The organism is Sphingopyxis sp. H073 (assembly GCF_001468395.1).
Taxonomy (GTDB): domain Bacteria; phylum Pseudomonadota; class Alphaproteobacteria; order Sphingomonadales; family Sphingomonadaceae; genus Sphingopyxis.
The window spans coordinates 330,837-357,672 of the sequence record NZ_LNSG01000001.1 but is presented as its reverse complement, the minus strand read 5'-3'; the positions used below and the strand labels follow the sequence as shown (position 1 = coordinate 357,672).

Annotated in this window: 23 protein-coding genes and 2 riboswitches; all 23 genes read right to left on the bottom strand. The window is 67.5% G+C overall.

From position 1 onward, the window contains the following. Entirely contained in the window at window positions 1-1,134 is a 1,134-nt protein-coding gene (gcvT, locus tag ATE64_RS01800; protein ID WP_082657535.1) for a glycine cleavage system aminomethyltransferase GcvT, read from the bottom strand. Window positions 1,135-1,187: 53 nt separating this feature from the next. Further along, window positions 1,188-1,306: riboswitch (glycine riboswitch) on the bottom strand. Further along, window positions 1,307-1,405, bottom strand: a riboswitch (glycine riboswitch). 58 nt (window positions 1,406-1,463) lie between these two features. Continuing rightward, on the bottom strand, window positions 1,464-2,111 hold the full coding sequence (locus ATE64_RS01795) for an NAD-dependent dehydratase (protein WP_058454617.1): 648 nt from the start codon (window positions 2,109-2,111) through the stop codon (window positions 1,464-1,466). Further along, the gene (locus tag ATE64_RS01790) at window positions 2,104-3,276 is read right to left on the bottom strand and encodes a deoxyguanosinetriphosphate triphosphohydrolase (RefSeq protein WP_058454618.1); all 1,173 of its coding nucleotides are present in this window, start codon (window positions 3,274-3,276) and stop codon (window positions 2,104-2,106) included. The genes ATE64_RS01795 and ATE64_RS01790 overlap by 8 nt, the downstream gene beginning before the upstream one ends. Next, entirely contained in the window at window positions 3,273-5,198 is a 1,926-nt protein-coding gene (locus tag ATE64_RS01785) for an SPOR domain-containing protein (RefSeq protein WP_156416437.1), read from the bottom strand. The genes ATE64_RS01790 and ATE64_RS01785 overlap by 4 nt, the downstream gene beginning before the upstream one ends. 119 nt (window positions 5,199-5,317) lie before the next feature. Next, the gene (gene ftsZ, locus ATE64_RS01780; RefSeq protein ID WP_058454619.1) at window positions 5,318-6,769 is read right to left on the bottom strand and encodes a cell division protein FtsZ; all 1,452 of its coding nucleotides are present in this window, start codon (window positions 6,767-6,769) and stop codon (window positions 5,318-5,320) included. A gap of 152 nt (window positions 6,770-6,921) precedes the next feature. Then, window positions 6,922-8,178, bottom strand: a complete 1,257-nt coding sequence (gene ftsA, locus ATE64_RS01775) for a cell division protein FtsA (RefSeq protein ID WP_058454620.1) — start codon at window positions 8,176-8,178, stop codon at window positions 6,922-6,924. Between the two features lie 3 nt (window positions 8,179-8,181). Beyond that, window positions 8,182-9,123, bottom strand: coding sequence for a cell division protein FtsQ/DivIB (locus tag ATE64_RS01770; RefSeq protein ID WP_058454621.1), 942 nt, complete (start codon window positions 9,121-9,123; stop codon window positions 8,182-8,184). A 10-nt stretch (window positions 9,124-9,133) separates the two neighbouring features. Beyond that, window positions 9,134-10,060: a D-alanine--D-alanine ligase gene (locus tag ATE64_RS01765; RefSeq protein WP_058454622.1), complete on the bottom strand. Its 927-nt coding sequence runs from the start codon at window positions 10,058-10,060 to the stop codon at window positions 9,134-9,136. Next, window positions 10,057-10,956 (bottom strand): UDP-N-acetylmuramate dehydrogenase, encoded by a 900-nt coding sequence (gene murB, locus ATE64_RS01760; protein WP_058454623.1) that lies wholly within the window; start codon window positions 10,954-10,956, stop codon window positions 10,057-10,059. Before murB ends, ATE64_RS01765 begins: the two co-directional genes overlap by 4 nt. A 139-nt stretch (window positions 10,957-11,095) precedes the next feature. Beyond that, window positions 11,096-12,529, bottom strand: a complete 1,434-nt coding sequence (gene murC / locus ATE64_RS01755) for a UDP-N-acetylmuramate--L-alanine ligase (RefSeq protein WP_058454624.1) — start codon at window positions 12,527-12,529, stop codon at window positions 11,096-11,098. Then, the gene (murG, locus tag ATE64_RS01750; protein WP_058454625.1) at window positions 12,529-13,713 is read right to left on the bottom strand and encodes an undecaprenyldiphospho-muramoylpentapeptide beta-N-acetylglucosaminyltransferase; all 1,185 of its coding nucleotides are present in this window, start codon (window positions 13,711-13,713) and stop codon (window positions 12,529-12,531) included. Before murG ends, murC begins: the two co-directional genes overlap by 1 nt. Further along, entirely contained in the window at window positions 13,710-14,927 is a 1,218-nt protein-coding gene (locus tag ATE64_RS01745) for a putative peptidoglycan glycosyltransferase FtsW (RefSeq protein WP_167541728.1), read from the bottom strand. The genes murG and ATE64_RS01745 overlap by 4 nt, the downstream gene beginning before the upstream one ends. Before the next feature lie 25 nt (window positions 14,928-14,952). Continuing rightward, window positions 14,953-16,260, bottom strand: coding sequence for a UDP-N-acetylmuramoyl-L-alanine--D-glutamate ligase (murD, locus tag ATE64_RS01740; protein ID WP_058454626.1), 1,308 nt, complete (start codon window positions 16,258-16,260; stop codon window positions 14,953-14,955). Further along, window positions 16,257-17,327: a phospho-N-acetylmuramoyl-pentapeptide-transferase gene (gene mraY, locus ATE64_RS01735; protein ID WP_058454627.1), complete on the bottom strand. Its 1,071-nt coding sequence runs from the start codon at window positions 17,325-17,327 to the stop codon at window positions 16,257-16,259. The genes murD and mraY overlap by 4 nt, the downstream gene beginning before the upstream one ends. Continuing rightward, window positions 17,327-18,703, bottom strand: a complete 1,377-nt coding sequence (murF, locus tag ATE64_RS01730; RefSeq protein ID WP_058454628.1) for a UDP-N-acetylmuramoyl-tripeptide--D-alanyl-D-alanine ligase — start codon at window positions 18,701-18,703, stop codon at window positions 17,327-17,329. Before murF ends, mraY begins: the two co-directional genes overlap by 1 nt. Continuing rightward, on the bottom strand, window positions 18,700-20,139 hold the full coding sequence (locus tag ATE64_RS01725) for a UDP-N-acetylmuramoyl-L-alanyl-D-glutamate--2,6-diaminopimelate ligase (RefSeq protein ID WP_058454629.1): 1,440 nt from the start codon (window positions 20,137-20,139) through the stop codon (window positions 18,700-18,702). The genes murF and ATE64_RS01725 overlap by 4 nt, the downstream gene beginning before the upstream one ends. Beyond that, complete coding sequence (locus ATE64_RS01720) at window positions 20,139-21,830, bottom strand: penicillin-binding protein 2 (protein ID WP_058454630.1); 1,692 nt, start codon at window positions 21,828-21,830, stop codon at window positions 20,139-20,141. The genes ATE64_RS01725 and ATE64_RS01720 overlap by 1 nt, the downstream gene beginning before the upstream one ends. Then, on the bottom strand, window positions 21,827-22,441 hold the full coding sequence (locus ATE64_RS01715; protein WP_058454631.1) for a hypothetical protein: 615 nt from the start codon (window positions 22,439-22,441) through the stop codon (window positions 21,827-21,829). Before ATE64_RS01715 ends, ATE64_RS01720 begins: the two co-directional genes overlap by 4 nt. Continuing rightward, entirely contained in the window at window positions 22,435-23,424 is a 990-nt protein-coding gene (gene rsmH / locus ATE64_RS01710; RefSeq protein WP_058454632.1) for a 16S rRNA (cytosine(1402)-N(4))-methyltransferase RsmH, read from the bottom strand. The genes ATE64_RS01715 and rsmH overlap by 7 nt, the downstream gene beginning before the upstream one ends. Then, window positions 23,421-23,921, bottom strand: a complete 501-nt coding sequence (locus ATE64_RS01705; protein WP_058454633.1) for a division/cell wall cluster transcriptional repressor MraZ — start codon at window positions 23,919-23,921, stop codon at window positions 23,421-23,423. The genes rsmH and ATE64_RS01705 overlap by 4 nt, the downstream gene beginning before the upstream one ends. A gap of 304 nt (window positions 23,922-24,225) precedes the next feature. Next, the gene (locus ATE64_RS01700; RefSeq protein WP_058454634.1) at window positions 24,226-25,374 is read right to left on the bottom strand and encodes a Gldg family protein; all 1,149 of its coding nucleotides are present in this window, start codon (window positions 25,372-25,374) and stop codon (window positions 24,226-24,228) included. Further along, a complete protein-coding gene (locus ATE64_RS01695) occupies window positions 25,371-25,754 on the bottom strand; it encodes a hypothetical protein (protein ID WP_058454635.1) in 384 nt (127 codons plus the stop codon). The genes ATE64_RS01700 and ATE64_RS01695 overlap by 4 nt, the downstream gene beginning before the upstream one ends. Beyond that, complete coding sequence (locus ATE64_RS01690) at window positions 25,751-26,722, bottom strand: cysteine synthase A (protein ID WP_058454636.1); 972 nt, start codon at window positions 26,720-26,722, stop codon at window positions 25,751-25,753. The genes ATE64_RS01695 and ATE64_RS01690 overlap by 4 nt, the downstream gene beginning before the upstream one ends. Window positions 26,723-26,836 lie beyond the last annotated feature (114 nt).

The following is a 26,836-nucleotide window of genomic DNA, read 5'->3' as shown; positions in this document are numbered from 1 at the left end:
TCAGCCTCCCTGTTTGCGGACATAGCGGTGTGGAATGAAGGGCATTGCGGCGACGGTGCAATGCACGCGCTTGCCGCGAACCTCGGCGGCGATCGCGGTCCCCGGCACGGCGTGGTCGCGCGGCACATAGCCCATCGCGATGGGCGCGCCGACGCTGGGGGCGAAGCCGCCCGACGTCACGACGCCGATTTCGGTGTTGCCGTCGAACAGCTTCGCGCCCTCGCGGACGGGCAGCTTGCCATCGACGAGCAGGCCGACGCGCTTGCGCGGCGCGCCGCCCTCCAGATGGCCGAGTATGCGCGCCGCGCCGGGGAAGCCGCCTTCCTCGCGGCGGCGCTTGCTGATCGCGAAGGCGAGGTCGCCTTCGACCGGATCGATCTCTTCATCGAGGTCGTGGCCGTAGAGCGGAAGCCCGGCTTCGAGGCGCAGCGAGTCGCGCGCGCCGAGGCCGATCGGCTTTACTTCGTCCATCGCGCACAGCGCGTTGGCAAAGGCGGCCAGCGCTTCGTTCGGGAGCGAGATTTCGAAGCCGTCCTCGCCGGTGTAGCCCGACCGGCTGATGCCGATCGCATGGCCGTTCCATGCTGCACGCATGTACTGCATGAACAAAAGCCCCGCCGCCTCGGGCACCAGCCGCGCGAGCGCATCGACCGCCTTTGGCCCCTGCAAGGCGAGCAGGCCGTGATCGTCCTTGTGGTTGAGCGTGATATCGTCGGGAAGATATTCGCGCAGATGCCCGATATCCTCCCACTTCACCGCGCCGTTGACGACGATGCCGAGCTGGTCGCCCTCGTTGGTGACCATCAGGTCGTCGAGGATACCGCCCTCTTCGTTCAGCAGCAGCGAATAGCGCATCCGGCCGGGCTTCAGGGCCGAGATATCGCCGGGCACCAGCGCTTCGAGCGCTTCGGCGGCTCCGTCACCGCTCACCGCGAGCTGACCCATGTGGCTGACGTCGAACAGACCCGCATTCTCGCGCGTCCACAGATGCTCGGCCATGATGCCTTCATACTGGATCGGCATCCAATAGCCGGCGAATTCGACCATGCGGCCACCCTTCGCGCGGTGCCAGCTGTCGAGCGGCAGGGTTTCGGTCCCGACCGCTTCCTCGCCCGCCTGTTCGGTTTCGCTCATAACAGTCTCCCGCGGTTGACATGGCGAGGCGCGGCCCGGTGCCGTCCTGTCGCCATGCCCCCTCTGTCACGGGAACCTGAGAGTTTTCCTCCATCGGACGATGGAGTTACCCCTTCGGTGGTTCCGATCGTCACCCGATTGGGCGGCCGGAACGCTTTCCAGAGTGTCCGTTCCAGCCTGCGCGGTCCGTTTGACCTGAGAGTTTCCGGGGCGGTTGCTCCTTCGGTGGCGGATCAGGTTGCCCTGCCCCGCGCTCTCCCGCGCGGCCGGTCGAATCCCTTTGCGGGCTTCGACAGACAGGTCAGCCTTGGCGCTGGCCTTTTAAGGAGTCAATCGGCGAGCACACGGATTACATCGTTTTCGTGGATATGCACGCCGGAATCGCTCCGCCCGGCGAGCGCGACGATCGCGCGCGCGACCGTTTCGCCCGGAATCGAGCGGTAGCGGCGCAAGGATCCATGCAGCAGCGCGTTGGTCAGCGGTGCCGCGAGCATCGCGATCCCCTCACCGACCCGCGCCGGTCCCTGCCGCTCGCCCGTGAGCAGCCCGGGGCGCAGAATATCGAGCCTTTCGAAGCCGAGCGCACGCAGGCCATCCTCGGTCTCGCCCTTCGTGCGCAGATAGAAATTGCCCGCCTTCGCCGATGCGCCGACCGAACTGACGACGATCGCCTGCTGCGCGCCGCCCTCTTTCGCGCCGCGCGCCGCCGCTAGGACGAGGTCGTGGTCGACGGCGCGGAACGCCGCCTGCGAGCCGGCCTGCCGAATCGTCGTGCCAAGGCAGGAGATGAAGATCGCCGGTCGTTCGGCAGCGATAATCTCGCCCCACTGTTCGGGCGGCGCCACCAGCAGCTTGTGCTGCGGCAGGAGTCCGGCCGTTTCGCGCCGCGCGAGAATCGTCAACCGAAGCGCGTCGGCGTTGGCGATCACCGCACCGCCGACCATCCCGGTGGCGCCGACGAGCAGCGCGTCAGACATGCGCCAGCGCGTCGGGCACTGCGTCGCGCCCGAAAATCGCGGCGTAACGGTCGATAGCGAAGCGGTCGGTCATGCCCGCAATATAGTCGCCGATATGGCGGATTGTCGCGCATTCTTCGCGGGGCAGGCGCGACGACCAATCATCACCCATCAGCGAAGGGTCATTCGCATAGGCCTCGAACAGCCGCGCGATCACCTGTTTCGCGCCCGCCGCCGCCGCGAGTTGCGATGGATGGTGATAAAGGTTGGCGTACATGAAACGCTTGAGGTCGCGCTCCTGCCGCGCCAGATCGGGCGAGAAACCGCCCAGCATACGGCCCGCCGCGCGCACCTCGTCGACATTCTCCACCCCTGCCGCTGCGACATTGGCTGCGGTCGCGGCGATCACGTCGTTGACCATGACGCCGATCTGGTCGCGCACCAGTTCGCGGAGCAGCCGGTCGCGCGGCGCACCGGGAAAACGCCCCTCGACCGCCCGGAAATTGGCGGCGACGAACGGCTGCTCCATGAGCTGGTCGAGGTCGAGAAGCCCGGCGCGCAGCCCGTCGTCGATATCGTGATTGTCATAGGCAATATCGTCGGCGACCGCCGCGATCTGTGCCTCGAGGCTTGCGTGGCTGGCAAGGTCGAGCGGAAACGCGCCGTCGATGTCGGCGAGCGCCCAGCCCGGATGGCGGACCGGGCCGTTGTGCTTCGCAAGCCCCTCCAGCGTTTCCCACGTCAGGTTGATCCCGTCGAACAGCGGATAGGGGGATTCGAGCCGCGCCAGCGTCCGCAGCGTGTGGCCGTTGTGGTCGAAGCCGCCATAATCGAGCATCGCCGCCTTCAGCGCATCCTCTCCGGCGTGGCCGAAGGGCGGATGCCCGATGTCATGCGCGAGGCACAGCGCCTCGGTCAGATCTTCGTTGAGGCCGAGCGCGCGGGCGATACCGCGGCCGATCTGCGCGACCTCGATACTGTGCGTCAGGCGCACGCGATAATGATCGCCGTCGGGCGCGATAAAGACCTGCGTCTTGTGTCGCAAACGGCGAAAGGCGATCGAATGGATGATGCGGTCGCGGTCGCGCTGGAACATATCGCGCGGCCCGCGCACGACGCGGCCCGGTTCGTCATGCCATCGCCCGCGACTTCGCGCCGGGTCGCTGGCGCAGGCGGCAACGCTCATTTGATCGGATCGACGTCTTGGCCGGCTTCGCTGTTGAAGAGGAAGCCGTCGCCGCCCGCCTTCTTGTAGCTCGCCAGCCAGTCCTGCGCGGCCTTCTTGTCCTTGAACGGGCCGACGAGCAGGCGGCGCGTCTTGCCCCATTCGGTCGTCGCGCCCGCCTTGCCCTTGAACAGATCGGGGCTCTTCTTCGCGAATTTGCCGAAGTCGGTCGCCAGCGCCTTCGGATTGGCACCGGTCGCGATCTGGACCCAGAGGCGTGCGGGATTGGCTTTCTTTTCCGCCGCTTCGGCCTTGGCCTTCGCATCGGCTTCCGCCTTTGCCTTCGCCGCGGCCTCGTCCTTCTCGCGCTTCGCCGCCTCGGCGGCATCGGCGCGCCTTTTCTCTTCGCGCAACTTCGCGAGCGTGTCGGCGCCGATCGCATTGTCGGCCTGCGCAAGCTCCTCGGTCGGAATCTCGATCGAACTGGCGATCGCCGCCAGCGAAGCCAGCGGCGCGGGATCGACGCTTGCCTCGGGGGATGGAGGCGGCGCGGGCGGCGGCATGGCGGCCGCCGTCTCGGGCGCGGACGACGCGCCTACAGCGGCAACGGGTGCCGCGTCTGCCGGCCTGCCGAGATCGTTGATCGAGAATCCCGGGCCGACCGGAGGCTTGGCCGGCGCGGCGTCGACGGACGTTGGCGTCGTCGCACTCGCGGACGCCGGCAGTGAATTCGCAGGCGGCGACGCAGGGGCCGTAGCCGGACCGGCCGGCGGCACGGACGTCGCCGGCCGGATCGTCGGCCGGAATGACGACTGCAGTTCGGGCGGACCCGAGGCGGCGGCACCAGATGTCGGCGTTGGCGTGATCGCCGCAGCAGCCGGGCGCGTACCGGTAAGCGCAGGGGCGGGAGCCGGTTTCGGCGTCGGCGAAAAGCCCGGCGGTAATTGTTCAGTACCGGCGGGAGCCGGCGCGCGAGCGGCCGCCGGTTTCGGCGTCGGCGAAAAACCAGGCGGGTACTGCTCGGCGCTCGCAAGAGCTGGCTGACGAGCGGTTGCCGGCGCCGGCGTCGGTTTCACGGCAGCTTTGGGCGTCGCCGCGGGCGGCTTGCTGCGCTTGCCGGTCGCCACCGGCGCGGGAGCGGGCGGCGGGGTTGCGGCCGCAATCTGGACCGGCTTGCGCGGCGGACCGAGCTGGCCGCTCGGGAAGCGCCCGAAATGCGCCGCCGCCGCCTGCTGCGCGGGGTTGAGGCGGTCGAGCTTGACGAGGTAGGGAATGATATTCTGCGCAAGGGCGGCGGGCATCGTCGCATTGACGATCTCGGTCGCTTCGTCGTTGCGACCGTTGATCGCGAGGATCATCGCGCGCAGGCGCCACGCGGCGCGATCCTGCGCCTTGAGCTGCGGCGTCAAGAACTGGACCGCGCGGTCGGGCTCACCGCTGATTGCCAGCGACAGCGCATAACGGCGGACGGTTTCTTCGTTCGGGGTGATCGACAGGGCGAGCTGGTAATCGCGCTGCGCCGCGTCCTGTTGCCCCAGCAAGTCGCGCGCGAGCCCGCGGTCGGCGAGGAATAGCCGCTCGGGTGCGCCTAGAAGCTGGGCTTCACCGAAATAGTCGAGCGCGCGCGTCGGCGTTTCCATATGGACCATCGCCGAACCGAGCGCTGCCTTGATCGCGCCGTCGCGCGGGCTGGCCTGTTCGGCGCGGGTCAGAAAGGTGATCGCGGCGCGATAATCCTCGAGCTCGATCGAGGCGCGCCCGGCGTCGAGGAGCGCCGATGTGTCGTTGGCGTTGGTAGCCAGACGACTGACCGCCGAGGACAACATCGTCCGCGCCGCGGTACGCTTTTCAAGCGCGGCGCGCGTCGCCGCGTCGGGCGCCGCCGCCTGCATCGCCGCGACCGGGGCCGCGATACAGGTGCCAAGCAAAAGGGCCCCGACCATGGCGGCGAAACGCCGCGTCCGCCGGGGCCCGATCGTCAGTGTCTTGTGCCGCAGGGGCAAATCAGATCATCCCGATTGTCGGCCTGCCTTGCCCTGAGGGGCGGCCGATCATTGCCCTGTTACTGGTTGTTTTGACGGCCGAGGAAACGCGGGAGATCGACCCCGTCGTCCTTGTCCTCGTCCCGTTCGGCCGCGCCGCCGCCACGCGACAGGCGCGACATGCGTTCGAACAGGGTACCGCCGCCAAGCGAGCGCGCCGGCGCCTCTTCGGCAGCAACCGTCGATTCCGGGCCGGCATCGCCAGCCGGCGCCTCGGGTTCGCTGAGCACCAGCTCGTCGGTGGTGTCGTCATAGGTCGCCGCGACCTGCGACAATTCCATCGGCTCCTCCTCTGCCACCTCGGCAGCGCGAGCCTCGGGCGCTTCGCCGAGCGAGAAGCCGGGCGCAGGATCGCTGGCGAATTCCCCGGCGGCCGCCTCGACCGGCGTTTCTTCGGCCTCGGGTTCGACGAGCATTTCCTCGGCGACCGGCGCGGGCGCCGCGGCGCGCGCGGGCTGGAACGAGAAACCACGCGTCATCGCCGCCGCGGGGGCTGCGACCTCGCCGGTGCCGTCGATGCCGGTCGCAACGACCGACACGCGAATCTTGCCCTCAAGCCCCTCGTTAAAGGCGCTGCCCCAGATGATGTTGGCATCGGGGTCGACCAGCTCGCGGATGTGGTTCGCCGCCTCGTCGACCTCCATCAGGCGCATGTCCTCGCCGCCGGTGATCGAGATGATGACGCCCTTCGCGCCCGCCATCGACACGCCGTCGAGCAGCGGGTTGGCAATCGCCTTTTGCGCCGCCTCGAGCGCGCGGCCGTCGCCTTCGGCCTCGCCGGTGCCCATCATCGCCTTGCCCATTTCGCGCATCACGCTGCGCACGTCGGCGAAGTCGAGGTTGATGAGGCCGGGCATGACCATCAGGTCGGTGATGCCGCGAACGCCTTGCTGGAGCACTTCGTCGGCCATCGTGAACGCTTCCTTGAAGGTCGTGTTCGGGTTGGCGACGAGGAAGAGGTTCTGGTTCGGAATGACGATCAGCGTGTCGACATGATCCTGCAACTCGGCGATGCCGGCCTCGGCCGAGCGCATCCGGCGATTACCCTCGAAGGTGAAGGGCTTGGTCACGACGCCGACAGTCAGGATGCCGCGGTCGCGCGCCGCCTTGGCGATCACCGGTGCCGCGCCGGTGCCGGTGCCGCCGCCCATGCCCGCGGCGATGAAGCACATATGCGCGCCGTTCAGCGCCTCTTCGACCTGCGCGATGCTTTCCTCGGCGGCCGCGCGGCCGACCTCGGGCCGCGAACCCGCGCCCAGACCCTGGGTGATCTGCGTCCCCAGCTGGATACGGCGTTCGGCCGGCGATGCGTTCAGCGCCTGCGCGTCGGTGTTGGCGACGACGAAATCGACGCCCTCGACGCGCGAGGCGATCATGTTGGCGATGGCATTGCCCCCGGCGCCGCCAACCCCGATAACCGCGATGCGCGGTTTCAGTTCATCGACCTGCGGCGGGCCAATATTGATGCTCATCCACTAATCTCCCTGCAGCGGCGGACCTGCGCCGCTTCCCTCACCTTGCGACCCATCCGGACGTCAGTCCCACCGTCCGGCATTCTGGTATTGCATTGCACTATTGTGACCTCGGAATCACCCAAAAAATTAACCTTTTCGCCCCCTGGACATCAAAAACTGCTCTTGAGAGCGGCCATCAAACGGTTGATGATCCCGGTGCTCTTCGGCCGGTACACATCCTGCGCCATCATCGGCAGGTCGCGAAGGTCCACCGGGTCCGACGCGGCGTAGAGAACCAGTCCCGCGAGCGTCGCGAAAGCGGGGCCCGAATGCGCGTCGGGCAGGCCGTGCAGACCGCGCGGTCGGCCGATGCGCGCGGCGCGGCCGAGCGCGCTCTGGGTATAATCGGCGATCCCTTTCAGGTCGGCGCCGCCACCGACGAGCACGACCTGGCGGCCGACCGGGCCGACAAAATGCAGGTCTTTCAGCGTCCTCCCGACGTCTCCCATCATCGCGTCGAGGCGCTGGCGGATGACTGCAACGAGCTGCGCACGCGTGATGCGCGGCGAATCCGACCCGGCGGGCGCGGAAGGGTCAAGCTCGATGATCTCGTTATTGTCGCGCGGACTGGCCGAGGCCGAGCCATAGAAGCTCTGCAGCCGCTGCGCCTGGCTGCGGCGGATACCGAAGGCCGAAGCGATATCGTCCGTGATGTCGCTGGCGCCGAAGGGCAGCGACGCCATTTCGACCAGCATCCCCCCCGCGTAGAGCGAGACGGTGGTGACCGCCGCGCCAAGCTCGACGAGCGCGACGCCGAGGTCGCGCTCCTCGTCCGACAGGCAGGCGAGCCCTGCAGCGATCGGCGACGCCACGACCGCGTTGACGTCGAGATGCGCCTGCCGCACCGCAGCCTCAAGGTTCCGCACCGGCGCGCCATCGGCCATGATGATATGGATGTCGACGCCGAGCCGGTCGGCGTGAAGGCCGATCGGGTTCTTGACCCCGGTGAGGCCGTCGAGCGTATAGAGCGCGGGCTGCGCGTGCAGAATCATCCGTCCCTCGGGGTCGATGCCGGCGCGTCCCGCGGCGAGCAGGTCGTCGATATCCTCCTGCTCGATGCGGTGGCCGCCAAGCTCGCTCTCGATCGGCGCGACATCGCTGAGCAGGCTGCCCGCCGAGAAGCTGACCCAGACATCGTCGATGTTCAGCCCTGCAATGCGTTCGGCCTGCTCGATCGCCTCACGCACGATATGCTCGGTCTGTTCCATGTCGGCGACATAGCCGCGCTGGACGCCCCGGCTCTCGCGCTGGCCGGTGCCGAGGACATGGAGCGCACCGTCCGCCGTCTGCCCCGCGATCAGCGCGCAGACCTTCCACGACCCGACATCGAGCGCGGTGATGATCTTTTCGATGCGCGGCGGCGCCATGGCTTATCCTTTCTCCGCCGAACTGGCCGCGGCAACGGCGTCGACCGCATCGCGCGCGTCTTCGAGCTTCGTCGGCGCCACCTGCCCTTCGTGCGGCAAGCGTAGCACGAAACGCGACGGGTCGCGCATGTCGAAACGCAATATTCCGCGCCCGAGCAACCGGTTGGCGCCGTCCATATGGGCGAACCTGGCAAGCGCAGCCTTCGCCTCGCCCTCACCCTCGGGGAGCGACAGCGTCTCACCGCTGCGGAAACGCAGATCCCAGCGGCGGTTGCCGACCCAGGTCGCTCCCGCGAGCAGCTCCTTGAGGCTGCTCGCCTCGGCGAGCAGGCGTTCGAGATCCTGCGCGCGCTGGTTCGCGCGCGGCCCGATGACGAGCGGCAGGTCGGGCATCGTCGCGACGCTGACGGGTTCGAGCACGACGCCCTTTTCGTCGATCAGCGAGAGGCGATTGTTGTGCTGCCAGATCGCGGCGGGCGAGCGTTCGACGATGTCGACGACGAGCGTGTCGGGCAGACGGCGCGAAACGCGCGCGTCCTTGATCCAGCCATATTGCATCAGATCGTGGCGCACATCCTCCAGGTCGACCGCCGCCATCGAGCGGTCCTTCTGCGCGAGCGCGATGTCATAGACCTTGAGCCGGTCGATGCGGTCGGCGCCGACAACCTCGACCTTCTTGACCATGAAGCCCGCCCGGCCGACCGCCTGGGCATATTCCTCGTGAATTTTCGCGGTGACGCCGGTCGCATGGGCAACGAGCACGACCAGCGCGGCGAGGCCGAGGCCGATCGTCCAGTTGGCGACGCGCTGAAGCTGCTGCGGCGACACGGGCAGCGCATTGATCACCGCGTTGAGGCGGGACTTCTGGACCGAGCGCCGCTTCTTCGTCGTGCGCGCGGGGCGCCGCGGCGCGGCCTTGCCGCGCTTGATCTTCGTACTGCTCATGACTTCATTCTCATGACAGGGCTTCCCCCACGATACGTTCGACGAGTTCGGCATAATCCATGCCGATGGCGCGCGCTTGCTCGGGCACGAGGCTGAGTGGCGTCATGCCGGGTTGGGTGTTGACCTCGAGCAGAAAGATGCCCGCGAGGCCATGTTCGTCGTCCCAGCGGAAATCGGAGCGCGACGCGCCCTTGCAACCGAGCAGGCGGTGCGCCTGCACCGCGAGATCCTTCATCCGCTGCGCGATGTCGTCCGGGACTTCGGCGGGGCAGACATGCTCGGTCAGTCCCTCGGTATATTTGGCGTCATAGTCGTAGAAGCCCGACTTGACGCGCAGTTCGGTAACGCCGAGCGCCCGGTCGCCGAGCACCGCGACGGTCAGCTCGCGCCCCTTGATGAAGGGCTCGGCGAGCAGCCGGTCGAACTCCTGCCAGGGACCGACCGCATCGCGCGCGATCGGGTTGCCGTAATTGCTGTCGTCCTTGACGATCGCGACGCCGACCGACGAGCCTTCGTTGACGGGTTTCAGCACGTAAGGACGCGGCAAAGGGTCGATGGAAAAGAGGCTTTCGCTGTCGACCATCACCCCCGTCGGCATGGGCACACCATGCGGCACCAGCGCCTGCTTCGTCAATTCCTTGTCGATGGCGATCACCGAGGTGACGAGCCCGCTGTGGGTATATTTGAGGCCCATCAGGTCGAGCATCCCCTGCACGGTACCGTCCTCGCCGGGGACGCCGTGGAGCGCGTTGAAGACGACGTCGGGTTTTGCCTCGGCAAGCCGCTGTGCAACGTCGCGGCCCATGTCGATGCGCGTAACCTTGTGCCCGCGCGATTCCAGCGCGTCGGCGACCCCATTGCCGCTCATCAGCGACACTTCGCGTTCGGCCGACCAGCCCCCCATCAGGACGGCGACATGCCACGGCCCTCGGCTCATTCGGGCTTACCCACGCGCTGTATCTCCCATTGCAAATCGATGCCGCTCTTGTCCTTCACCCGGCGGCGGACTTCCTCGCCGAGCGCCTCGATATCGGCGCTTGTCGCGTCGCCGGTGTTGATCAGGAAGTTGGTGTGCTTCTCGCTAACCTGCGCGCCGCCGACCGCGAAGCCGCGGCAGCCGGCTTCATCGACAAGCTGCCACGCCTTGTACCCGTCGGGGTTCTTGAAGGTCGAGCCGCCGGTCTTCGAACGCAGCGGCTGCGAGGCTTCGCGGCTCGCCGAGATGCGGTCCATTTCGGCCTGAATGGCTGTGGGTTCATCCCGATAGCCACGGAAGGTTGCGCCGACGACGACCGCGCCCTCGGGCAATTCGCTGTGGCGATAAGTGTAGCCGAGGTCTTCCAAAGCAAGGAATTTGCGCTGACCTGACCGAAGCACGACCTCGCAACTGATCAGAATGTCTTTCACCTCGCGACCATAAGCACCGCCGTTCATGCGGACGAAGCCACCAACGGTGCCCGGAATGGAGCGAAGAAATTCGAGGCCGCCTACACCGGCATCCCGTGCCGTCGAAGAGACCAGAATGCCAGAAGCGCCGCCGCCGCAGCTTAGCGTCTGCCCATCCTCAACAACCACCTTCGCGAACGCCTTGCCGAGCCGGACGACGACGCCGGGAAAGCCGCCGTCGCGGACGATCAGGTTCGAGCCGAGGCCGAGCGCCATCACCGGGATCGCGGGATCGAGATCGCGGAGGAAGGCGGCGAGATCGTCGGCGTCCTTCGGCTCGAACAGCCAGTCGGCGGGGCCGCCCGACTTGAACCAGACGAGCGGGGCCAGCGGGGCCTTTGCCGTCAGCTTGCCGCGAACGGCCGGGAGGGTGGCGGTCGCATTCATATTGCGCGACCTTTCTTTTCTTCGTCACCCTGAACTTGTTTCAGGGTCCATGGCCGGACCTCGAAACATGCGCCGCGTTGATCGAGAAGACCGGCCATGGATGCTGAAACAAGTTCAGCATGACGAGTGAAGGAAAGGGTCATTTCTGCCCCTCCACCGCGCTCGCCAGCCCCGCCGCCATCTTCGTAATATCACCCGCGCCAAGGCAGATGATCATATCGCCCGCACCGAGATCGCCCGCCTTGATGCTATCCGCGATGCTCCCAGCCAGCGTCCCGGCATCCGCCACGACATTCGCCTGGCGATGACCGCGGTCGCGCAGGCCCGCGACCAGCGCATCCGACGACACGCCGTCGATCGGCGCTTCCCCGGCCGCATAGACGGGCAGCGCGAACACGATATCGGCGTCGTTAAACGCCTGCTGGAAATCATCCATATGATCGCGCAGCCGCGTGAAGCGGTGCGGCTGGACGACCGCGACGACGCGCCCGGCCCCCGCCCCTTCGCGCGCGGCCGAGAGCACGGCGCGGATCTCGACCGGGTGGTGGGCGTAATCGTCGATCACCGTTACGACTCCACCTTCGGCCGCAATCTCGCCGACCTTGGTGAAGCGGCGCTTGACCCCGGCGAAGCCTTTGAAGCCCGAGGCGATCTTGTCGTCGCTGACGCCCATGTGCAGCGCGACCGCAATCGCCGCGAGCGCATTCTGGACATTGTGGCGACCCGACATCGGCAGGTGGATGCCCTCGATCGTCCGGCTGTTCCCGTCGCGGTCGCGCACGACGACGTCGAAGCGGTTGCCGTCGGGGCCGGGCGTCACATTGGTGCCGCGCACATCGGCTTGCGCCGAGAAGCCATAGGTCACGATGCGGCGGTCGCGGATGCGCGGGATGATCGCCTGCACCTCGGGATGGTCGAGACAGAGCATCGCCGCGCCATAGAAGGGCACATTCTCGATAAACTCGACGAAGGCGTCCTTGATCGCGTCGAAACTGCCATAATGGTCGAGATGCTCGGGATCGATGTTGGTGACGACCGCGATCGTCCCGTCGAGGCGGAGGAAGCTGCCGTCGCTCTCGTCGGCCTCGACCACCATCCAGTCGCTCGCCCCGAGGCGCGCGTTCGAACCATAATTGTTGATGATGCCGCCGTTGATCACCGTCGGGTCGATCCCGCCGGCGTCGAGCAGCGCCGCAACGAGACTGGTCGTCGTCGTCTTGCCGTGCGTGCCGGCGATCGCGACGGTCGACTTGAGGCGCATCAACTCGGCGAGCATTTCGGCGCGGCGGACGATCGGGATACGGTGCGCGAGCGCCGCCTCGACCTCGGGATTGCCGCGCTTGACCGCGGTCGAGGTGACGACGACCGCGACGCCGTCGACGTTCGACGCGTCGTGGCCGATCGCGACCTTGATCCCGCGCCCCCGAAGTCCCTCGACCACATAGGAGTCGGCGATGTCGCTGCCCTGCACCTGATAGCCAAGATTGTGCATCACCTCGGCGATCCCCGACATGCCGATGCCGCCGATGCCGATGAAGTGGATGATGCCGATATCGGTCGCAACGCCGCGCATCAGCGTTCTCCCGCGCGCGTCGCGGCGACGCCGGACGCAACGGCAGCGCCGCGCGAAGGCGATCCGACGCGGATCACGTCCATCATCGGCGGTGCGGCGAGCGACTCGACAAGATCGGCAAGGTCGCGCGTCGCGTTCGGAAGACCGCAGCTCGCGGCGCGTTCGGCCGCCTCTTCGAGCGCGCCGGGTTCGAGCGCCATGCGCTGGATATGCTTCGCAACCTCTGCCGCGGTAAAATCGGGCTGCTGGAACGAAATCGCTCCCCCTGCCTCGACCAGATCGACGACATTGTAGGTCTGGTGATTGTCCATCGCGTGCGGATAGGGGACAAAGATCGCGGGACGCCCGGCGCAGGCGAGCTCGGCAACGGTCGATGCGCCCGCGCGCGCGATCACCAGATGCGCCCAGCGCAGCCGCTCGGGAAAATCCTCGATATAGGGCGCGCATTCGGCAGCGACGCCGAGGTCGGCATATTTGGCGCGCACCGCCTCGATATCGTCCTCGCGGCACTGCTGCACGACCTGCAGCCGGTCGAGCAGCGCGCGCGGCAGCATCGCGATTGCGGCGGGGACAACATCGCTCAGCACCGTGGCGCCCAAGCTGCCGCCGACGACGAGCAAGCGGACGATGCCGTCCTCGGGAAGCGGCGGGAAGCCATCGTCGCGGATTTGGGCGATCTCGTCGCGCACCGGGTTGCCGGTGATATGCTTCTTGAGCTCATGCCCCGCCGGAAAGCGCTGGATATTGCGATAGGCAACCGCGACTGCGTCGACGCGCGGCGCCATCAACCGGTTGACGCGGCCGAGCACGGCATTCTGTTCGTGGATCACCCGCGGGCGCCTGGTCGCGCCCGCCGCGAGCAGGCTGGGGAGCGAGGGATAGCCGCCGAAGCCGACGACGACGGCGGGATCGAATTCCTCGATCAGGTCGATGGCCATGCGGCGCCCCTTGCGGATCGCGAGCGCCGCCCTGACCCAGCCGACGGGGCCGCCCGACACGCGGCCGGCGGGAAGGACATGCGTTTCGAGATCGGCAGGGGCGCCCGGAATCTTGAGGCCGCGATCGTCGCTCACCAGCGCCACGCGGTGCCCGCGCGCGATCAGCTCGCCCGCGAGGGCATAGGCGGGCAGCATATGCCCCCCGGTTCCCCCGGCGGCGAGGAGGAAGTGGCGGGTCGCTGTCATCTATTGTTCCAGTTGCGGGTGAGGGACACCCGCGCCGCATAGGGGTTCCGGCGGGTCAGCGACAAGAGCAAACCCATACCGATCGACAAAGCGATGAATGACGAGCCCCCATAGCTGATGAAGGGGAGGGTCATGCCCTTCGACGGGAAGAGCTGGGTGTTCACTGCCATATTGATCGTCGCCTGTCCGCCGAACTGCGCGATCAGCCCCGCGACCGCGAGGATCAGGAAGCTGTCCTCCTCGTCGAGCAGGCGGACCAGCACGCGGACGATGATCGCGAGAAACAGCACCGCGATCGCGATGCACGCGATGATCCCGAACTCCTCGCCGATCACCGAGAAGATATAGTCGGTATGCGCTTCGGGCAGCTTGAACTTGGCGAGCCCCGCGCCGGGGCCCGAGCCGATGAGCCCGCCGGCGGTGATCGTCGCGTGCGCCTTGTCCTCCTGAAAGCTGTCGCCCTCGCCGAACAGCCAGCTGTTGATGCGCTGATGCGCGACCGAATAGGTGAAGTATGCGACGACGATCCCGGCAAGGCCGCTTGCGGCGAGGACGCCGATGATCCGCATCGAAAGCCCGGCGACCATAACGAGCACCAGCCAGGTTCCGATGAAGATGATCGTCTGCCCGAGGTCGGGCTGGCCCATCAGCAGCACCCCGATGACGCCGGTGAGCAGGAAGGACAAGGGGACAACGGGCAGGCTCTGGTCGTGGAGGCGCAGCGACAGGATCCACGCGAGCGTGACCGCGAAGAACGGCTTCAGAAACTCCGACGGCTGGAGGCGGAAGATGCCGCTGCCGATCCAGCGCTGCGCGCCGTTCACCGTTGTGCCGATCAATGGCACGAGGAAGAGCAGGGCCATGAAGGCGATGGTGCCATAGATGGCAAAACGCCGCGCCTGCGCCTTGGGCAGCATCGACACTGCGAGCATTACCGGGACGCCGACGACGACCCACATTAGCTGGCGATAGAAATAATAGAGCGGGTCGAGGCTGGCGGTCGTGGTCGACAGTTTCTGCGCCGCCACGGGCGAGGCAGCCGCGACGGCGACGAGCCCGGTCGCAATCAGCATCGAAACGAGCAGCAGCAGCACGCGGTCGATTTCCCAGAACCACAGGCCGAGCGGGGTGCGGTCGGCGCGGCTGAGGCGCGGTCCGCGCCGCTTCGCCGTCCGCGTCGTCGCGGCGATCACCGGTCGTTCGGCTGCATCCATCGGTTCGCTCCCCCCGCGCATCTCGTCACTCACGCCCCAGCGCCCGTACAAGGTCGCGGAACATGTCCCCGCGCTGCTCATAATCCTTGAACTGGTCGAACGAGGCGCAGGCGGGCGAGAGCAGCACCACGTCGCCCGGCGCGACCAGCGCCGCCGCCTGCCCCACCGCGGCCGCAAGGTCGCCCGAGCGCTCGACCGGGATCGCGTCGCCGATCTCGGCCGCGAAGGCGTCCATCGCTTCGCCGATCAGATAGGCGCGCTTGACGTGTCCGAACCAGGGACGGCAGGCCGAAAGCCCGTCGCCCTTGGCCTGCCCCCCGGCAATCCAGTGCAAACGCTGGTCCGGCGCCGGCGGGAAAGCCGCCAGCGCCGGTGCAGCGGAAGCCGCGTTGGTCGCCTTGCTGTCGTTGAACCAGCGGGCACCATGGGCTTCGCCGACCAATTCCATCCGGTGCGGGAGCGATTTATAGGTCGCGAGCCCCCGCTCGATCTGTTCGTCGTTCAATCCGAGCACGCGGCAGACCGCGATCGCGCAGACGGCGTTCTGCGCATTGTGCGGCCCCTGCAGCGCGGGCCAGCGAGCCTGATCGACGGGATCGATATCCTTTGCCGAGACGCGGTGGAGACGATGATTGATGCGCCCCGCAATCATCCGCGACGGATCGTCGTCGGTCGCGACGATTGCGACCTGATCGCGGTGCTGGAGACTGAAGAGCCGCGCCTTCGACGCAGCATAGCCCGCAAAGCCGTCGTAGCGGTCGAGATGGTCGGGGCTGAGGTTCGTCAGCACCGCGACGTCGCAGGCGAGGCTGTGCGACAGGTCGATCTGGTAGCTCGACAGTTCGAGGACGTACACGCCGCCTTCGGGCAGCGGATCGCGGCTGAGGATCGGCAGGCCGATGTTGCCGCCCATCAGGGTCGGCACGCCCGCGCTTTCGAGCATGTGGGTGACCAGCGCCGTGACGGTCGACTTGCCGTTGGTGCCGGTGATGCCGACGACCTTGTGCGGCGGCAGGGCGCCCTCCGCCTCTGCGAAGAGTTCGATGTCGCCGATCACGGGCACGTGCGTCGCGCGCGCGTGCGCGGCGATCGGGTGACGGTTGAGCGGCACGCCGGGCGAGACGACGACGCCGGCAAAGCCGATCAGGTCGATATCGAGCGGATTGCCGATGTCGGCGCCCAGCGCCATTGCATCGTCGCGCGCCTCCTCGCGTTCGTCCCATGCGGTGACCCCCGCGCCGCTGGCGACGAGCGCCTCGACGGTCGCCAGCCCCGAGCGCGCCAGTCCCAGAACCGCGTAACGGCGGCCGGCAAAGACGCGCGAGGTGATCACCGGAGCTTCAAGGTCGCGAGCCCCGCGAGCGCGAGGACGATCGAGACGATCCAGAAGCGGATGACCACTGTGGATTCGGGCCAGCCGAGTTGTTCGAAATGATGGTGGATCGGCGCCATGCGGAAGACGCGCTTGCCCGTCCGCTTGTACCAGAACACCTGGATGATCACCGACAGCGCCTCGACCACGAACAGCCCGCCGACGAGGACCAGGACGAGCTCGTGCTGCGCGGTCACCGCGATCGTCGCGAGCGCGCCGCCAAGCGCGAGGCTGCCGGTGTCGCCCATGAACACCGCCGCGGGCGGCGCGTTGAACCACAGGAAGGCGAGGCACGCGCCGATGATCGCGGCGGCGAACACCGCAAGCTCTCCCGCGCCGGGGACGTGCGGGATGCCGAGGTAGCCAGCGAACTTCACGTTGCCCGACAGGTAGACGATGACGAGGAAAGTCAGGCTGGCGATGATCACCGGGAACGTCGCGAGCCCGTCGAGCCCGTCGGTGAGGTTCACCGCGTTGCCGAAACCGACGATCAGTACCATCGCGAAGAGATAATAGAAGGGCCCGAGTTCGAGCACCACGCCGCTGAAGAAAGGCAGATACAGGTCGGTACCGGTGCGCGACACGATCAGCACCACCGCGACCCCGGCGATCAGGAACTCGACCAGCAGGCGCACGCGCCCCGGAATCCCCCGGTGGCTGGCCTTCGTGACCTTGTCGAGATCGTCGAGAAAGCCGACGAGCGCAAAGCCGCCGGTCACGAAGATACATGCCCAGACGAAACGGTTCGACAGGTCCATCCACAGCAGCGCCGAAATCATCAGCGATATCAGGATCATCAGGCCGCCCATCGTCGGCGTGCCCTTTTTCGCAAGATGGCTCTGCGGGCCGTCGTCGCGGATCGGCTGCCCCTTCCCCTGCCGCATCCGCAGCATGAGGATGAAGCGCGGCCCGATCCAGAGGCCGATGATCAGCGCCGTGGCGACCGCCGCGCCCGAGCGGAAGCTCAGATAGCGGATGAGATTTAGAACCCCCGGAAAGCCAAGCCATTCCGCCAGCCAGTACAGCATCAATAATCCCCGTTGGTCAGCGCCGTCACGACATGCGACAGGCCGACGCTGTTCGACCCCTTGACCAGCACCGTGTCGCCGGGGCGGATCAAGTCCTTCAGCCGCCCATTCGCGGCCGAGTGCGCGGCCACATGCTCGAAATCGATACGCCCCTCAAGCGCTTTGGCGAGCGGCGCCATCTCTTCGCCGACAAGCAGGGCGAACTGCACCCCGGCCGCGACGAGCGGAGCCGCGAGCCCCTGATGATAGGCCTCGCTGCCCGGCCCAAGCTCGCGCATCGCACCGAGAATCGCGATCCGCCGGTCACCGGATTCGGTCGCCAACTGGCCGATCGTCGCAGCCATCGAAGCGGGATTGGCGTTGTAGCTCTCGTCGATGACGAGGATATGGCCGCCGGGAACCGGGACCCGATGACGCGCCCCGCGCCCCGCGAGCCCGCCCATCTCGGCAAAGGCGAGCCCCGCCGCGGGCAGATCGCCGCCGACCGCCTTCACCGCCGCAAGCACCGCCATCGCGTTCGACACCCAATGCGCCCCCGCCTGTGAAATGGTGAAGCAGAGGAGCGCATCCTGCACCTGCGCGGTGACGAGCGATCCGCCCTGCCCGTCGGACAGCCAGTCGACCGCGCGGACGTCGGCGCCCTCGCCCAGCCCGAAGCTGACGATATGCGCGGCGTGCTGTTCGGCCTTGGCGCGGAGGCGGGCGTAATGCGGGCTGTCGAACGGCACGATCGCGGTGCCGCCGGGTTCGAGCCCCTCGAAAATCTCGCCCTTCGCGTCGGCGATCGCCTCTTCGCCGCTGAAGAATTCCATGTGCGCGGGGGCGATGGTGGTGACGATCGCGACGTGCGGGCGCACCATGCGCGTCAGCGCCGCGAGCTCGCCGGCATGGTTCATCCCCATTTCGAACACGCCGAAATCGGCGGTCGAAGGCATCCGCGACAGGCTGAGGGGCACGCCGACATGATTGTTGTAGCTCTTGACCGAACGATGCGCCTTGCCGGGCCGGAAACGATCGAGCGCGGCGAACAGCGCCTCTTTCGTACCCGTCTTCCCCGCCGATCCGGTGACCCCGATGATGCGGCCATGGCTGCGCGCACGCGACGCGATGCCGAGCGCGTTGAGTGCGGCGACGCTGTCGGCGATACGGACGTGCGGAAAGTCGATCTCGGTTTCGCAGACGATCCCGGCGGCGCCCGCCGCGATCGCCTTGTCGATGAATTTATGACCGTCGGTCGCCTCGCCCTTCATCGCGATGAAGAGGTCGCCCTTCGTCACCTCGCGCGAGTCGAAGGCGACGCCGTTTACGGTGAAGTCGGCGGTCGCGGTTCCACCGGTCGCCGCAGCGATGGCGCGTGCGGTCCAGAGCGCAGTCATGCCGCTTCCTCGCGCGCGACCGCGACATCGTCGAACGGAATGACGCGCATTTCCTCACCGCACCCGACGATCTGGCCCTGTTCGTGCCCCTTGCCCGCGATGCAGACGATGTCGTCGGCGCGAGCCTCGGCAATCGCGGCGGCGATCGCCGCGCGGCGGTCGCCGATGATCCGGGCGCCCGGAGCGCCTTCGGCAATCGCGGCGCGGATGACAGCGGGGTCTTCGCCGCGCGGATTATCGTCCGTGATGATCGCCAGATCGGCCTTGGCCGCCGCGATTTTGCCCATTTCGGGCCGCTTCGCCTGGTCGCGGTCGCCGCCGGCGCCGAAGACCAGGATCAGCCGCCCGCCCGCGTGCGGACGCAGCGCATCGAGCGCCGCTTCGATCGCATCGGGCGTGTGCGCATAGTCGATATAGACCGGCGCCCCCGCCCTGGTGATCGCCGCGCGCTCGAGGCGACCGCGCACCGGCTGAAGCCGCGCAAGGTTCGAAAGCGTCTGGCCGACATCGCCGCCGGTCGCGATGACGAGTCCCGCCGACACGAGCGCATTGGCGACCTGATAGGCGCCGATCAGCGGCAGATTGACCTTCTGCGTGAGGTCGCCTGCCGCGATGACGAGCGACTGGCCGAGCTGGGTCGGTTCGCGCGAGACGAGGCGAAGCGCATCGCCATGCACGCCGACGGTCAACAGGCGTACGCCGCGTGCCTTCACCGCTTCGATCACCGGCGCCGAATATTCGTCGTCCGCCCAGACGACGGCCGCGCCATCCTGCTCGACCACTTCGGTAAAAAGGCGGAGCTTGGCGGCCAGATAGGCCTCCATCGTCCCATGATAGTCGAGATGGTCGTGGCTGAGGTTGGTAAAGGCGGCCGCCTTCACCGTCAGTCCCTCGGTCCGATACTGGTCGAGCCCGTGGCTCGACGCCTCGAACGCCGCGTGCGTCACGCCCTCGGCCGCCAGCCCCGACATGTTCGACAGGAAGGTGACGATGTCGGGGGTCGTGAGACCGGTCGAGGCGCTGTCCTGCGACGTCGTGATGCCGAGCGTCCCGATCGACGCGGCGTTGAAGCCCGCCATGCGCCAGAGCTGGCGCGTCATCTCGACCGTCGAGGTCTTGCCGTTGGTCCCCGTCACCGCCACACAGGTCGCCGGGAAGCGGTGGAAGAAGCGCGCGGCGATATGCGCGAAGGCGCGGCGCGGATTGGCGTCGGCGATATGAACCGCGCCCTCGACCTTCGCTTCCGGCCGCGCGACGATCGCAATGGCGCCGGCAGCGATCGCGGCGGGAATAAAGTCCTCGCCATTGAATTTCTCGCCGACGAAGGCGCCGAAGATCGTGCCCGGCGCGACCTTGCGATGGTCGATTGCGAGCCCGGTTACCACCGGACCCTCGCCTGCCGCGCCATGATCGCCGAGCAGCGCGGAGAGACGCATTATTCGTTTTCCCCGTCTCTCCGAACGAGCGGAATGAGTTCGGATACGTCGACGTCGCGGCTTTCGTCGGGATAGACGCCCAACATCGGCCCCGCGCGCATCACCACCTTCTTGACCACCGGCGCCGCAGTCCAGCCGGCGGTGCGCTGGCCCGAGCTATAGGCATTGCCCTTCGGCTCGTCGACCATCGCAACGACGACATAGCGCGGATTGTCCATGGGGAAGGCGGCGGCGAACGTCGCGACGACCGAGCTACGACGATAGCCGCCGACCCCCGGCTTTTCAGCCGATCCGGTTTTGCCCCCCACCCGGAAACCCGGCGCGTCGGCCTGTTTGCCGGTGCCGTCGGTGACGATGAGGCGAAGAAGCTGGCGCATCCGCGCGCTGGTGGACGCCTTGAACACGCGGCGACCCCGCGGCGGCGCCTTGTCGCCCAGCTTCTCGAGCGTCGCGGGGCGCCAGAGGCCGCCATTGACGAGCGCGGCATAGGCACTCGCGAGATGCAGCGGGGTGACGGCGATGCCATGGCCATAAGCGGTGGTCATCGTCGTCAGCCGCCCCCAGTCGCGCGGCCACAACGGAAAGGCGCGTTCCTTGAGTTCGATCTCCGGCCGCTTGTTGAATTCGAGGCTGCGGAACAGCTTTTCCATCTTTTCGCGCCCGAGTTCGTCGGCGATGCGCGCGGTCGCGATGTTCGAGCTCTGGATCAGCGTTTCGGGGACGTTGTACCAGCGGCCGGGATGGCTGTCGCGGATACGGAAGCCCGCGATCGCGAGTGGCTGGCTGGCGTCATAGCGCCGCGCCATGCTGGTGACGACGCCGTCGTCGATCGCCGCGCCGATCGACAGCGGCTTGAACGTCGACCCGAGTTCGTAAAGATTATAGGTCACGGCGTTGCGGCGCGCGGGCGCGTCGGCGGCGACCAGCTTGTTCGGATTATAGGTGGGCAGCGAGGTCATCGCCAGCACCTCGCCGGTGTGGACATCCAGAATGACGCCCGCCCCGCCGATCGCTTCGAGGTTCGTTACCGCGTTGTAAAGCTCGCTTTCGAGCACACCCTGGACGCGCGCGTCGATCGACAGCGTCAGCGGCTCGCCGCGCGTCGCCTTGTCGATCAGCCGCTTGTCGAACGCGCCCTCAATGCCGGTAACGCCGTGACCTTCGGCATCGGTGAAGCCGAGGACGTGCGCCGCGAGCGTGAGCTGCGGATAGAGCCGTTCCTTCTCGCGCGGGAAGTCGAAGCCGACGTCGCCGATCGCGTTCACCGCCGCGACCTGGTCGGGCAGCGCGCGGCGGCGGATATAGGTGGGCTTCGAACCCGACAGCTTTGCGACAAATTCCTCGCGCGGGGTGTCGGGGAAGATCTTGACCAGCTCGTCGGCCAGATATTGGCGGTTGTTGAGCAGCTTCGAAGGCACGACGCGGATCGAATAGCCGTCGATCGTCCGCGCCAGCGGCACGCCGTTGCGGTCGACGATATCGGCGCGCGCGGGAATGAACGCCGCCGAGCCATTGCCGTGCCCCGACGAGGTATCGAACAGCGCGAAATAGAGCAGGCGCACCGAAATCAGGAAAAACGCCGCCATGAACAGCAGCATCAGCATCATCAGACGCTGCTGCGCGGTCAGCAGGATCTGCTGCCGCACCCCTGCGGTTCGGACCCGGGTCGGACGGACGACCAGCGTGTTCATTGGGCGGCCTTGCCCTCCCTTGCTTCGCGCGCCGCCGCCTTCTTAAGGTCGGCGAGCGTCGATTCGGCGAGGAGCTGGTCCTCGATCATCTTGAGCTGCTCGCGCCGGCGGGTCGGCGCCATGCGCGGCGCGACGTCGCTGCGGACGCTGGTTTCGGCCTGCGCGAGGATCACGGGCTTGACCGTCGCGGGCTTGATGGCGGCGGGCTTCACGGTCTCGTCCTTGGTTGTCGCCGGCGTTGCTGCGGTCGCACCGACCGGGCTGACCATCGCCATCAGCACCGGCGCGACCTCGTTGGCGCCGCGGGCGCGCGGCAGGCCTTCGAGCGAAGCGAGCTGGCGTTCGTTGGCGAGATATTGCGACGCCGACGGCGCCGAATAGCCGAAGCTCTCGGCGTTCCATTGTTCGAGCTGGCGCATCGAAGCGCGCACCGCGAGTTCGGATTCGAGATAGCGGATGTTCGCCCGCGTCCGGTCGATCTGCCGCTCGACGCGCGTCAGCTCGCTGCGCGTCGCCGCCACCTTCAGCGAGACGGGGTAGAGCATCATCGCGAAGATGAGCACGAGCAGGACCAGGCCGATCCCCTGTAGCTTGCGCGCCGCCATCAGCATGACATGGACTCCTTCGTCGAGTTTTCGGGCCAGGCGGGGGCCGAGGTGCGCACCGCGCTGCGCAGCGTCGCCGAACGCGCGCGCGGGTTGCGAGCTTCCTCCGCCTTGCCGGGGCGCACCTTGCGCGCCGGGGTATCGAAAGTTGCGGCCCGCGCGGGGGTTGAACGCGCGGGCCGGTGCCGCGAACCACCGGCGTCGCCGCCGCTGCGTTCGCGCAGGAAATTCTTCACGATCCGGTCTTCGGTGCTGTGGAAGCTGACCACCGCGAGGCGGCCGCCGGGACGCAAGATGCGCTCGGCGGCACTCAGCCCCGCGACCAACTCGTCGAGTTCGCCATTGATGTGGATACGAATGGCCTGAAAGCTTTTCGTCGCCGGATCCTTCGGCGCGCCGGGCGGATGACGCAGCGCCTTGCGGATCACAGTGGCGAGCTCGGCCGTCCGGCTGAGCGGGCGCGCGGCGACGATCGCGCGCGCGACGCGGCGCGACTGGCGCTCGTCGCCATAATGATAGAGGACGTCGGCGATTTCTCCCTCGTCGGCGCGATTGAGCCAGTCGGCGGCGCTTTCGCCCTCCTGCGCCATGCGCATGTCGAGAGGGCCGTCCTTCTGGAACGAGAAGCCGCGCTCGCCCTGGTCTAGCTGCATCGACGAAACGCCGATGTCGAAGGTTATGCCGTCGACCGCGTCGATCCCGCGCTCGGCGAGCAGGCGGTCGATCTCGCCGAAGCGGCCGTGGATCAGCGTCAGGCGGCCGTCGGCTTCGGCGACGAGCGCCTGCCCTGCGGCAATCGCATCGGGGTCGCGGTCGCAGGCAATGACGGCCGCGCCCGCCGCGAGCATCGCGCGGGTGTAGCCGCCGGCACCGAAAGTCGCATCGACATGACGCTCCCCGGGCAGGATGGCGAGGGCGGCGATGACTTCTTCACGGAGGACCGGGTCGTGGCGGGGATCCCGAGGAAGGTCGGGGGCAAGCTCGGTCACTTTCGCGCCTTCCCCTTCGTTTCTTCCCATGCCGTCGCGAGCCGCTTGAGGACCGGGTCGGCCTCGACACATTCGGCTAGGCTCGGCAACCACCAGATTTCGAAACGGCGGCCCGAGCCGACGAAGGCGGTCGCCCCCGCCTCACCCACCCGGTCGCGCGCGGTGAAGTTGGGCAGGAAGCGTCCGCTGTCGTCGAGCGTATAGGCCTCGGTATAGCTGAAGCGCTTCTTGAACGCCTCGTCCTCGTCGAAATCGAGGTTACGTGTCAGCGCGGTGTCGCGGTCGCGCTCGATCTCGTCGGACAGGCGATCATACTGATCCTGGCCATAGGCGACGAGGCACGGCAGTTTTTCGTGGAAACCGACCCAAAGCACGCGCTGGCCGTCCGCATTGAGGGGCACATTGTTGCGGAACTGCGAGGGGACGGCGATGCGTCCCTTGCCATCGATCGCGGCGAAGTTGGTGCCCGAATACCGGCCGGGCGTAACAACCGCCATCGCTGTAGCCCCCCGTCTCGCGCCTCCGGGCAATAATTTCCTGCCCGCGGAATCACCGATTCCGCGCCGAAAGACTCAGGTGGAGATTGCCCCTCTCCGACTCCTGCCTATCAAGACTCTATCGGGGTGAAAAGGGGAAATTTAGGGTAGTATGGGGAATCTATGCCCCAGAAGGGTAATTTTGGGGTGAATCGAGCAACCCGACGGGTCGGGGCGCGCGAAAACAAACCGCGCGCCGGGGCAACCACGGGCATGCGGCGGTGAATTGGCGTCCGGAGCTTGGGAAGTCTCTGCTTTGAGGCGCTTATTCGGCGGGCAATCGCGCCCATAGCGGACGGAGTAGGGCGCGCGGCGCGTCGGGCCACAAGCGGGCGGCGAGCCATTCCATCGTGTCGGCCCGGCGCAGATGGTTTGCCCAGACGGGATCGCTTTGCCACAGCGGCGCGAAGAGCAGGTCGGCATCGCCGACGAGCCAGACCTCGCCGCGGCCGATCGGGCATCGCGCAATGCGGCTGGCAGCGAACGCCTGACACGCGGGCGGCAGGCGTTCGAAGCGGCCGGCGCTGAACAGCCGCAGCCTTGCGCGCTCGACGTCCACCGACCGCCCTTTCTCGCCAGCCGGCGCGGCAGCGAGCGTGACGCCCCAATGGTCGAGCAACGGGGTCAGCAGGCTCGTCACCGGCGGATTGCGCGGATCGCCGATCGGATGGCGCACCGGCCAGCCCGTCAACGCATCGGCGAGGATGACGGCGCGTCCGCCGCCGCGCACGAAGGCGTCGATCGCAACCAGCTCCTGCGGCGCCAGCGCGCGCGGATGCGCGAGGAGCAGCGCGCCACCGGACGCCGGCGGATGATCGACGAGGCTGTCGACAATCTCGACCGGCCCGCTCGCGCGCAGACGGGCCAGCACCGGATCCTCGTTCGTGCCCGCCGCTATCATCGCCGCCATATCCTCGCCCGCCGACCAGCGCAGCGGCAGACCCGTGAGCAGGGTGACGGGCGGCCCAGACGCAATGGCGGGCCGGTAAAGCGCGGCGAGCAGCACATGCCCGGCGGCAAACCAGCCGGCGACGAACAGCGCCGCCATGAAGAAGGTCAGCGCCGCGCCCCTCCGCCGCTGGACGAGTGTGTCGGCGACCGTTGCGGCGAGCATCCATCCCACGGCAACCAGCGCGAGCTGGAGCCACGGCGATCCATCCGACATGGCGAGGGCCACAATCGTTTGTGCCGCGAGGAGAATGAGCAGGGAGAGCGCGATCGCCCGCCACCGTTCGCCGCGCGTAGCGGAGCGCCGGCTCCATACGAGTATCAGCGTCGGCAGGGCCACCAGCGGAAGCGACAGCGCCGGATCGACCCGTCCAAGCGCGCATTGCCCGCCGACGATCCATCCGAGCGACAACGCGACAAGCGCCGCCGCCGCAGCGCGCAGCGCAAGCGATCCGCCGCGCGTCACTGCTTCGATTGGCGAGCCCGTGCGAGCGCCGGATCGGGTTCAAGGTCGGGCACCGTCGATGTGGGCGGGACCGGCGCCGCCTGCGGCGCCTTGGCGTCGCTCGGCACATTCTGGTCCTTCGAGACCGGCTGGACCCCCAATTCCTCGAGCGGGGCGCTGCCCGCGGGCGTCGTCGCGCCGGGCGCGACCGCCTGCGCAGTGGGGGCGGCTTGCTGCGCGGCGCTTTCGCGGGCGCGATCGCCGATCAGCCCCGCCATGCCGACGAGCAGCAAGACCGTCAGCACACCCGCAATGCCGATCTGGAGCCGGCGCACCGAATCGCTGACCTGCACCGGCGGCGATTCGACGCCCGACCGGGCTGCGGTTGTCTTGTTAGTCATGCCGCCAGCCCCTTGCTTGCCAGCCATTCGGGATTGTAGAGCGTCGACAGATAGCGAAAGCCGCTGTCGCAGAGGATCGTCACGATCCGGTTGCCCGGCCCGAGCTTTCGCGCGAGCGCCATCGCGCCGGCGACATTTATCCCGGACGATAGGCCGAGGCACAGCCCCTCTTCGTCGAGCAGCTGGCGGACGATCTTCAGCCCCTCCTCGTCCGAGATGCGGAACTGCGTATCGATCGGCGCGCCTTCGAGGTTGGCGGTAATGCGGTTCTGGCCGATACCCTCGGCCACGCTCGACCCTTCGGGTTTCAACTCGCCGCACTGGTAATAATTATAGAGTCCGGCGCCGTGCGGATCGGTGAGCGCAACGGTGATAGTCTGGTCCTTGGCCTTGAGCCCAAGCCCCGTCCCCGCGATGGTACCGCCGGTTCCCGCGGCGCATGTGAAGCCGTCGATGCGCCCCTCCATCTGTTCCCAGATTTCCTCGGCGGTGCCGAAAATATGCGCCTTGCGGTTCGCGATATTGTCGAACTGGTTCGCCCAGATCGCATTGTCGGTTTCCTCGGCGATCCGGCGCGAGGTGTGGACGAAATGACCGGGGTTGGCGAAGGGCGCGGGCGGCACCAGCACCAGTTCGGCACCGAGCGCACGGATCGTCGCCATCTTCTCGGCACTCTGGTTGTCGGGCATGACGATGATCGTCTTGTACCCCAGCGCGTTGCCGACGAGCGCGAGCCCGATCCCGGTATTGCCCGCGGTTCCCTCGACGATCGTGCCGCCGGGGCGCAGGCTCCCGTTCGCCTCTGCATCGCGGACGATATAAAGCGCGGCGCGATCCTTCACCGATCCGCCGGGGTTTGCATATTCGCACTTGCCCCAGATTTCGCACCCGGTGGCTTTGCTCGGCCCTTCGAGCAACACCAGCGGGGTGTTGCCGATCAGCTCGAGGCTCGTTCTGGCAATGGTCATGGCCCTGATCTAAGGTGCAGCCCGCGGCGCCGCAAGACAGCTTCTCTAGGAAGCGCCATCGCGCGCCTTTGTCGACCAACGGAGCACGAACGCCGACGAACGGCATTTCGGGCG

Excerpts from the sequence above, each read along its gene's own strand:
- murG (WP_058454625.1), bottom strand. The coding sequence starts at position 13,713 with ATGACAGCGACCCGCCACTTCCTCCTCGCCGCCGGGGGAACCGGGGGG.
- ATE64_RS01785 (WP_156416437.1), bottom strand. The coding sequence starts at position 5,198 with ATGGTCGGGGCCCTTTTGCTTGGCACCTGTATCGCGGCCCCGGTCGCG.
- ATE64_RS01720 (WP_058454630.1), bottom strand. The coding sequence starts at position 21,830 with ATGAACACGCTGGTCGTCCGTCCGACCCGGGTCCGAACCGCAGGGGTG.
- ATE64_RS01725 (WP_058454629.1), bottom strand. The coding sequence starts at position 20,139 with ATGCGTCTCTCCGCGCTGCTCGGCGATCATGGCGCGGCAGGCGAGGGT.
- ftsZ (WP_058454619.1), bottom strand. The coding sequence starts at position 6,769 with ATGAGCATCAATATTGGCCCGCCGCAGGTCGATGAACTGAAACCGCGC.
- murC (WP_058454624.1), bottom strand. The coding sequence starts at position 12,529 with ATGCGCGGCGTTGCGACCGATATCGGCATCATCCACTTCATCGGCATC.
- ATE64_RS01745 (WP_167541728.1), bottom strand. The coding sequence starts at position 14,927 with ATGGATGCAGCCGAACGACCGGTGATCGCCGCGACGACGCGGACGGCG.
- murB (WP_058454623.1), bottom strand. The coding sequence starts at position 10,956 with ATGAATGCGACCGCCACCCTCCCGGCCGTTCGCGGCAAGCTGACGGCA.
- mraY (WP_058454627.1), bottom strand. The coding sequence starts at position 17,327 with ATGCTGTACTGGCTGGCGGAATGGCTTGGCTTTCCGGGGGTTCTAAAT.
- ftsA (WP_058454620.1), bottom strand. The coding sequence starts at position 8,178 with ATGGCGCCGCCGCGCATCGAAAAGATCATCACCGCGCTCGATGTCGGG.
- ATE64_RS01695 (WP_058454635.1), bottom strand. The coding sequence starts at position 25,754 with ATGACTAACAAGACAACCGCAGCCCGGTCGGGCGTCGAATCGCCGCCG.
- ATE64_RS01765 (WP_058454622.1), bottom strand. The coding sequence starts at position 10,060 with ATGAGCCGAGGGCCGTGGCATGTCGCCGTCCTGATGGGGGGCTGGTCG.
- ATE64_RS01705 (WP_058454633.1), bottom strand. The coding sequence starts at position 23,921 with ATGGCGGTTGTTACGCCCGGCCGGTATTCGGGCACCAACTTCGCCGCG.
- ATE64_RS01770 (WP_058454621.1), bottom strand. The coding sequence starts at position 9,123 with ATGAGCAGTACGAAGATCAAGCGCGGCAAGGCCGCGCCGCGGCGCCCC.
- murF (WP_058454628.1), bottom strand. The coding sequence starts at position 18,703 with ATGACTGCGCTCTGGACCGCACGCGCCATCGCTGCGGCGACCGGTGGA.
- ATE64_RS01790 (WP_058454618.1), bottom strand. The coding sequence starts at position 3,276 with ATGAGCGTTGCCGCCTGCGCCAGCGACCCGGCGCGAAGTCGCGGGCGA.
- gcvT (WP_082657535.1), bottom strand. The coding sequence starts at position 1,134 with ATGAGCGAAACCGAACAGGCGGGCGAGGAAGCGGTCGGGACCGAAACC.
- ATE64_RS01795 (WP_058454617.1), bottom strand. The coding sequence starts at position 2,111 with ATGTCTGACGCGCTGCTCGTCGGCGCCACCGGGATGGTCGGCGGTGCG.
- ATE64_RS01715 (WP_058454631.1), bottom strand. The coding sequence starts at position 22,441 with ATGCTGATGGCGGCGCGCAAGCTACAGGGGATCGGCCTGGTCCTGCTC.
- ATE64_RS01690 (WP_058454636.1), bottom strand. The coding sequence starts at position 26,722 with ATGACCATTGCCAGAACGAGCCTCGAGCTGATCGGCAACACCCCGCTG.